The sequence below is a fragment of the Neobittarella massiliensis (ex Bilen et al. 2018) genome, from assembly GCF_900289145.1.
Lineage (GTDB): Bacteria > Bacillota > Clostridia > Oscillospirales > Ruminococcaceae > Neobittarella > Neobittarella massiliensis.
Window position 1 is genome coordinate 1 of sequence record NZ_OKQO01000017.1, and the last position, 7,531, is coordinate 7,531.

Sequence of the window (7,531 nt, forward strand, 5' to 3'; positions counted from 1 at the left end):
CACAGGGCCCCCCCCCCCGTCCTCGTGTGTAGAGCGGTTTATACCCTCCACGCTCATATCATCGTAGGGCCGAAGCAACGCGAAAGCGTCCCGGCGCAGCTCGTCCTCGTCTATCCCGCATTTCTTCGCATAAATCGCCAGCGTCATAATGCCATAGAAACGATGCCCCCCCCGGTTTTCATCGGCGATCCGGTGCAGCCACCAGTCGTAAAGGTCACGCTTGACCGTCCAGCGGCCCCGCCGCTCCTTCTTGATGATCCGCCGCTCATACCAATCCGGGTACTTCTCTTTCGCCTCGGCCAGCGACAGTCGGCTCTTTCTCATAAGCCCCTCAAGCCGCTGCTGTTCCCCGTTGCTGTCCGGGATATAATCAAGCAGCCGCGCCAGCTCCACCGGCCCGCCGAGCCGGAACGCCCTCACAGGGTACTCACGCCCCAGCTTCGAGCCAGAGCCGACCACCCGAAAGCCCTGCAAAATCCCCTGCATTTGCGGCTCCTTGATGGTGGAGGTAAACTTATTCCAAATCTGCCGGGTGAGGGAATATTTCAGCTCTTTCAAGCATTTCTGGTTGTACGGGTACATAGGCACCGGCTCTTTCAGCACATAATACAGGTGAAGCCCTGTCCCGCTGTTTACAACAAAGGTTGCCTGGGGCAGAATATCCTTGTTCATCTGGTGCAGCGTGTCCCGGAGCTGGGGCATACCCACCCCATCCAAGTCAAAGACCAGGGCATAGAGATACCGGGCATTTTTGCCGCACCGCCGCCGTCCAAAATAGGAGATCGGGGACATAATCGTGAAATCGGTGTCTTGCAGCTCCCGCAGCTCGTCCAGCTCGTCAGTGACGGTACATCGTTTCGCTTTACCGTCCCCCTCGATCTGCAGGGCAATCCCGGTTGCCTTGTCAACCTCACTTTTGGCCACTGTCACCGCGATCCCGTTTCCCTTCCTGTCCTCAAAATGGCCCTTCCTCTCGAAAGATCCTTCCGGGAAGATCTCACGATAAAACTCATACGGCTCCACCGGCTCTAAAAACTTCTCTAAATGCTCGTTCTTTTCCCTGTAAAGTTCCCGCAGCCGTTCCAGTGCTACTTGCTGATCCGCCATTCCTTACACCTCTTTTCGTACATTCTGCAAACCCATAGGGGGAAAAGGGGGAGCCAAAGAGCGGCCCCTTCGGGGCCTTAAAGAGAAAGTCACCTCCCCCTTTTCCCCCTCGCTCTGGGGCATGGAAATGATGGAAAACCTTTCAGGTTTACCACATTCCCACACCCCGCCGCTCACCCCCATAACCCCCTCCGACTTTCTCCCTGTCCGAGAGAAAATATTTTTATTATTTATCCTGGCCTAAAGACCATAGGGGGGCATATATTATCAATACATTTTATTCCCTATTTTACGACACACTAACTCCCTGCTATCCCCTATACCCACAGGGGGGCATATATTATCAATACATTTTATTCCCTATTTTTACTGTTATTATAGCCTGTCCGGGCGGCTCTTGCAAGGCCCCCGGACAGGCTTCTTTTACAACTCCATACCGCCCCAGGTGTGGCCCCGTTCCTGCTCTCTTTCCGGCTGCTGCACCTCTGGCACAGGTAGCAGCTCCCGCGCCTTTTCGACCAGGGGCCGGAACTGCTCCGGCAAGTGCTGATCCAGAAAGTCCAGCACCGCCCCGATCCCTTCCTGGAGCCGCGCCGAAATCCCACGCTCCCAGCTCAAATCTTTTTCCAGGTATTCGACCTGCACTTTGAGCTGCCGGTTTTCATTTTCAAGCCGCTTCCGCTCCTGGGCCTCCTTCAGCTTTTCTTTCATCGAGGGGATTTTCTGCTGAAGCTGTTGGTTTTCTACCTTCAGCTCCCGCACCTTCTGCTCTGCCGCCGCACCCCGGATCACCGCCGCCTTCAGCTCCTTCACCTGCTCCACCGTCACACCCTTGACGGCCCCTGTCAGCGTCTTTTCTGGTTGTATCGCGTCCAGATCGGGCTTGACCTTCTCCACCGCTTTCAGCAGCTTCACATTCCCTTGCAGGGCCTTTCTCTGCTTTTCCAAGGCCGCGATCTCCTGCTCTGCCGCTATCACCTGTTCCTGGACAGCTTCAAGCCGCTGGGCCGCTGCCCTGTACTCTGGCAGCTCCATATGAGGGCGGCCACCGCCCAGGCTGATGATCTCAAACTCGTGCGCCTGGGCGATTTCCGTTAGGGCTTCTTTCTCCCGTTCCATCCAGGCTTTCCATTCCGTCTGCTTCCGGCCAAGCCCCTCAAATCCTTGCTGCTTTAACGCTTGTTTCATTGATACCCTCGTTGAGAGGCCCCGGCTCTGCTCCGTTGCCACCGGCACGAAGTCCACATGGAGGTGGGGCGTGGCCTCGTCCATGTGCAGCACCATATTGAACACCCGCAGATGAGGATTGCGCTCCTGGAAGGACTCTGCAAATTCTTTGAGAGCTGCCGCCGCCCGTTCCCCTCCAGGGGAGCCGCACCCGCAGTCCGTCAAGTTGCCGATCTGAAAGATAGCCTCGTGAAATAGCTTCTCCTGCTTGCTCTGCCGGATATGCTCATAGTAGTCTGGTATCTTGTCCCTGGTCTTTTTCTTTTTGGCATTGTAGGCGGCCAGGGCTTCATCGAAAAGTTCGTGGTACACCTTTTTCAAATCCTCGTTGCAAAAGGTGACATTCTGCCCCGACCTGCTTCGGTCTACATTCGCCGCTGAAAAGCTCCTGTTGTTGTGCCGGATACTTCCCCGGCCCGTCATTCCCGAAATGGTTGTGCCTATAAAATCACCCGTCCCTTTCCTGCAAAAGCCTATATCCTACTACTCCTATTTTACCATAACTGGCCGCAGTCCACAACCTCTTTGTTACTTTCTTGTGAGAAAGTAACGCAAAAGCACTTTCACACCGCCGCCCCTTCGGGGCTGGCAGTATGAAAGTGCTTTTGCGCCCTGCCGGGGGCTAAAAGAGGCAGCCTCACAACTGTCTCCAAGAACTTCTGTTGTCACTCTACTTCTTCTGGTGCAAGAGGATAGCCACACAATTCATCTTCCTGTGCAGAAACCTCTGCGTCCTCTGTTTTTACAAGACCGCTTTCTTCAAGCAAATCTGGCGGCACAGCACTTATAGCTAACTGTTGTTCTTCCGGCAAACTATTATAAAGTAAACTTACATTCAGGATAATTTGAACAACCATAAAACGATTTTTTTAATACAATATTGTTGCCACACTTAGGACATTTTCCTACAAGGGGTCCCGAGCGCTTAGTGGGAATTTGTACCCCTTATCGATACAAATTCCCCGTAGGCGCTAGGGACCTCTTTAGCTTCTTGGAAGCTGTCAGTAGTATATCTAATAATTTATCTCCATTCCCTTTAGTAACGTGTAACTTTCCAAATTTAAAAAAGCGACTCATAGAATTATTTCCTCCCGTTAAATAATAGATAACTATTAAAAATAGACAATACTTGCTCATAAGTAATGGTACTTAAATTGTTTACTTTGGCGTGTTTCATTGCTTGATGAAACTGATTTTTAGTAAACAGTTGACGATATTCTCGATTGACCCATTTTGAAACAAAGTACGTATATAGCTTCCAATATTTATCTGGAACATCTGTGGTATGGCGGGTAAGTTTTATTAAGACACTGTTTACTTTTGGTTTAGGATGAAAGCATTCCGCTGGCAGCTTAAGCAATTGCTGAATCGAGACTTGAGTGTGCAAGAGCAACCCTAGTGTTCGGTGAATATCCAAGGTACGCTTGTAGAATCCTTCTTCAACAATCAGATAGATGTCAGACGCACGGCTTTCAAAAACCACTTTTTTAATAATTTGTGTGCTTAAATGGTAAGGAATATTCCCAACAATTTTATACCTCTGTTTGTTAGGGAATTGAAACTGTAGAATATCTTGGTGAATTAAAGTGACACGAGTATTCAGTTTTAATTTTTCTGACGATAAGTTGAATAGATGACTGTCTAATTCAATAGACGTTACCTGTTTACTTATTTTAGCCAGTTTCGTCGTTAAATGCCCTTTACCTGTTCCAATTTCGTAAACGGTATCGGTTTCTTTTAAATTCAATTGTTTTATTATTTGGTTGAGTACTTTTTCACTCGTTAAAAAGTTTTGAGAATATTTTATATTTTTGTTCATGTAATCTCTCCTGAAGTGATTACATCTATAAACAAATACAGAAGTTAAACGATTTGTTTGTAATTTTAGTTATCTGTTTAAAAAGTCATAAGATTAGTCACTGGTAGGAATTAATCTAACGTATTTATTTATCTGCGTAATCACTGTTTTTAGTCTGTTTCAAAACAGTAGATGTTTTATCTACATTACGCATTTGGAATACCAACATGACGAATCCCTCCTTCTTAATTACAAATTTTTAGCATCTAATTTAACTTCAATTCCTATTATACAAAATTTTAAGATACCAATCGAGCCATTCAAGCGTTTCTTCCGAAAGACCATCCGCATCTACCATCCGATCACCAAATCGGACTTGATTTCCAGTTCCTTCTCTTTGCTCAAAAACAATCCATTTTTCGTTCATAAAAATCTCTATGGTATTGTCGGCTCCGTATTGATATTCAAAGCCCGTCCCGAAATTGGATTGGTTATCTTTTGTCGGTATCTCAGAACCGTCAACCGTCGAAGTAATTTCCCCATCCATTACTCCACAACGGGCACTTACGGTACTCTCTTTCCCCGTATCGTAGTAGAGTTTACCATCCACCATCACCATAGGAATTTTGTCCCATTCAAGTGGCAGCTCGGAGGAATGCTTCGTTACTAATTCATCAAATACAGATAGTTCTATGTTGTCCTTAGATGTTTTCCAAAAATATCCGTCTTTCTCAATAGTTCCATCATTCATTATTACAACAGTGTCTATCTGTTTCCCTTCTGTATCATACCACCTTACTGAATAACTCCACCCTGTACTGTCGTTACTTTTCTCACCTTTTTCAAATTCTAATGACAGTATATCAGCAATTTGCGAAATTACTTCTTCTTCGGTGACCTCTACCGTTTCTCCCGTATTTCCTGATTGTATTTCTATTTTTCCAACTTCTCTATCTTCGAGAGTAATGATACTATCACTGTTGTTACACCCACTTAATACAAAAGACGCCACTAATACCAAACATAAAATAAGAGCAATTTTCTTCATTGTATCACACCGCCTTTCCTACTTGTAGTGACGAAAAAAATGTCCTTTTGTTTCCTATCTACCACCAAAAATTTTTGAAAACCAGCTTTTTTTCTGTTCCGGCTCCTGCTGATCCGCTCCACTCTCCCCGGAAAGAAGCTGTTGCTTCATTGTTCCCGCGTGGAGTGCCTGGGCCGCTGCCGCTGTCTGCTGGGCGGCTACCAGGGCCTCAGTCAGCTTTGCAATCTGCCGGTCTTTTACTTCAAGCTGCCCTTGCAGCGTGTCGATAGTTGCCTGTAAAACGCAAACTAAATCGCCAACTTCGTGGTTTTCGGTTTGCGTTTTAGTTTGCGATTGGTTTTCGATTTCGGTTTGCGATTTTTCAGAAAAAGCCTGTTTTATCAAGGCTTCCTGGTGTTCATCAATCGCAAACTGGTTTCCGTTTTTTCGTAAACCTGATCGCAAACCCAGGTTTGCGATTTGCTTATTTACTGCTGTCTTTGATACCCCTATCTCGTCCGCTATCTGCCGGATTGTTTTCATACCTTCACGAACAGGCCCACAGGACACACGCCCTCAAACCCAGGCGTAGATATGTACCAGCAGCCGGGGCCTGTTGGCTCCCAGGCTACTTCAAGGGTAATCTCGTGCCAGCCATCAGGAAACAAGGCGGTAAAACCCTGCCCTGCGTGTATGCCGTCCCCTTCCAGGAGCAGCCGAGGGTGCGGATCATCGTCTGCCAGATCGGGGAGCTGCAACTGCGCGATCCTCTCTTTATCCCAGCTCATAGACCTTTCCTCCTTCCCCTAAAATAAATCGCTATGCGATCCCGTCCGGGTGAGATATAAAATCAGCTCGTCCCCGTCCACTTCGTAGATCAGCAACCAATCCGGCGTAATGTGGCACTCACGACACCCCGCATAGTCCCCGGAAAGTTGGTGATCCCTGTTTTTCTCCGGCAACGGCTCCCCCGCAGCCAGTTTTTTAATAATATCGGTCAGCAAAGGAATATCAAAGCCGCGCTTTTTCACGCGCTTCAAATCCTTCTGAAACTTTGTGGTTGGTCTTATGTTATACATCGGCAAGCAGCTCCTCCATCATCTGATCGACATTGGAATAGGTCTTGCCAAGGCTCGGATCGGCCTTCATTCTCTTTACTTCCTTGATTGCTTCGACGGTTTCAGCGTTCGGTACATCACCGCTGATTTCAAAGGGTATTCTATACTCCCTCACAGCCTTACGCGCAAAAACATTGAACGCCGTTGTCATCGTCATTCCCATATCAGCACAGAACGCCTCAAACTGCCGCTTCAAGTCTGCGTCCATACGAATGTTAATATTTGTATTTGCCATAGGTAGCAACTCCTTTCACTCTTATTATATCCATTGTATAACTTTTTATTTACAATGTCAATATATATTCCTGGCCGTTTACCCAAGCACTGGCCCTTAAACTTCTACCCTGGTATGTTCGCATTTAGAGGGCAAAAAAGCCTTGATTTATGCGGCTTTCTGGGCGCAGTAGAGAGGGGGCCGGTATTTTACCCTCGGAGGGCTGAAAACGGCTTCTAAAGCGTAACAGGGGCCTTTCTGGGCCTTATTCCTGGCCCCCATCGTGTAGCGCGTCCAGGAGCCAATCGCTCAACTCCTGGGAAGGGGACACCCGCACCGTTATATGCCCATTTTCAAAGCGCACCGCTGGCGGCGGGCAATCCCACCACTTACGGACGGTTTTCGGATCAAGGCCAGTTTCCCGGTGACAGTCGGCCTTGCGTCCCTCCGGGTGCTGCTGCCGCCATTCATAAACCCGCGCCTGGGCCGTTCCGCTGCCTTTTGGCCGCCCATTCCCTTCTCTCCAATTCGTACCATTGGCCTTATCGTTAATCTCCTGGATTGCTCTCGCGCCCTGCAAATGTACTGGCTGTTTGCGCCAGTTCCGCTTATTGACAGGCATAGTCAGGCCGGAGAGCTTCGCTATATCGTCCCTGGGGAATGTCACATAGTCCTCGTTGAACATCTCAAGGGCGCACACCACATCATCTTTTGTAAAGCGGTTTATATCCTCCACGCTCATATCATCGTAGGGCCGAAGCAACGCGAAAGCGTCCCGGCGCAGCTCGTCCTCGTCTATCCCGCATTTCTTCGCATAAATCGCCAGCGTCATAATGCCATAGAAACGATGGCCCACCCGGATTTCATCGGCGATCCGGTGCAGCCACCAGTCGTAAAGGTCACGCTTGACCGTCCAGCGGCCCCGCCGCTCCTTCTTGATGATCCGCCGCTCATACCAATCCGGGTACTTCTCTTTCGCCTCGGCCAGCGACAGTCGGCTCTTTCTCATAAGCCCCTCAAGCCGCTGCTGTTCCCCGTTG

Annotated in this window: 11 protein-coding genes and 1 pseudogene; all 12 read right to left on the reverse strand. The window is 48.6% G+C overall.

Features of this window, described 5'->3' with window-relative positions; all coding sequences use genetic code 11:
- Positions 1–1,107, reverse strand: a 1,107-nt coding sequence (locus C6Y32_RS14865) for a hypothetical protein (RefSeq protein WP_105206063.1), incomplete at its 3' end; no start/stop codon positions are given.
- Between the two features lie 423 nt (positions 1,108–1,530).
- Entirely contained in the window at positions 1,531–2,757 is a 1,227-nt protein-coding gene (locus C6Y32_RS14870; RefSeq protein WP_007596194.1) for a plasmid recombination protein, read from the reverse strand.
- Between the two features lie 242 nt (positions 2,758–2,999).
- Positions 3,000–3,191, reverse strand: coding sequence for a hypothetical protein (locus tag C6Y32_RS15810; protein ID WP_005948221.1), 192 nt, complete (start codon positions 3,189–3,191; stop codon positions 3,000–3,002).
- Positions 3,151–3,270, reverse strand: a complete 120-nt coding sequence (locus tag C6Y32_RS15815; protein WP_181989423.1) for a topoisomerase DNA-binding C4 zinc finger domain-containing protein — start codon at positions 3,268–3,270, stop codon at positions 3,151–3,153. Before C6Y32_RS15815 ends, C6Y32_RS15810 begins: the two co-directional genes overlap by 41 nt.
- Positions 3,271–3,415: 145 nt before the next feature.
- Positions 3,416–4,153, reverse strand: coding sequence for a 23S rRNA (adenine(2058)-N(6))-methyltransferase Erm(B) (gene erm(B) / locus C6Y32_RS14890; protein WP_001038795.1), 738 nt, complete (start codon positions 4,151–4,153; stop codon positions 3,416–3,418).
- Between the two features lie 124 nt (positions 4,154–4,277).
- A complete protein-coding gene (locus C6Y32_RS14895) occupies positions 4,278–4,361 on the reverse strand; it encodes a 23S rRNA methyltransferase attenuation leader peptide (RefSeq protein WP_001814874.1) in 84 nt (27 codons plus the stop codon).
- 48 nt (positions 4,362–4,409) lie between these two features.
- Positions 4,410–5,180 carry a hypothetical protein gene (locus C6Y32_RS14900; protein WP_005948226.1) on the reverse strand — a complete coding sequence of 257 codons (771 nt, stop codon included), beginning with the start codon at positions 5,178–5,180 and terminating at the stop codon, positions 4,410–4,412.
- Positions 5,181–5,234: 54 nt separating this feature from the next.
- Entirely contained in the window at positions 5,235–5,702 is a 468-nt protein-coding gene (locus C6Y32_RS14905; protein ID WP_005948231.1) for a hypothetical protein, read from the reverse strand.
- Positions 5,699–5,947 carry a hypothetical protein gene (locus tag C6Y32_RS14910; protein ID WP_005948233.1) on the reverse strand — a complete coding sequence of 83 codons (249 nt, stop codon included), beginning with the start codon at positions 5,945–5,947 and terminating at the stop codon, positions 5,699–5,701. The genes C6Y32_RS14905 and C6Y32_RS14910 overlap by 4 nt, the downstream gene beginning before the upstream one ends.
- 18 nt (positions 5,948–5,965) lie before the next feature.
- Positions 5,966–6,238, reverse strand: a complete 273-nt coding sequence (locus C6Y32_RS14915; protein WP_005948235.1) for a type II toxin-antitoxin system YafQ family toxin — start codon at positions 6,236–6,238, stop codon at positions 5,966–5,968.
- Entirely contained in the window at positions 6,231–6,512 is a 282-nt protein-coding gene (locus C6Y32_RS14920; protein WP_005948237.1) for a type II toxin-antitoxin system RelB/DinJ family antitoxin, read from the reverse strand. The genes C6Y32_RS14915 and C6Y32_RS14920 overlap by 8 nt, the downstream gene beginning before the upstream one ends.
- A 244-nt stretch (positions 6,513–6,756) precedes the next feature.
- Positions 6,757–7,531 (reverse strand): annotated as a pseudogene (locus tag C6Y32_RS14925) (hypothetical protein); the annotation flags it as partial.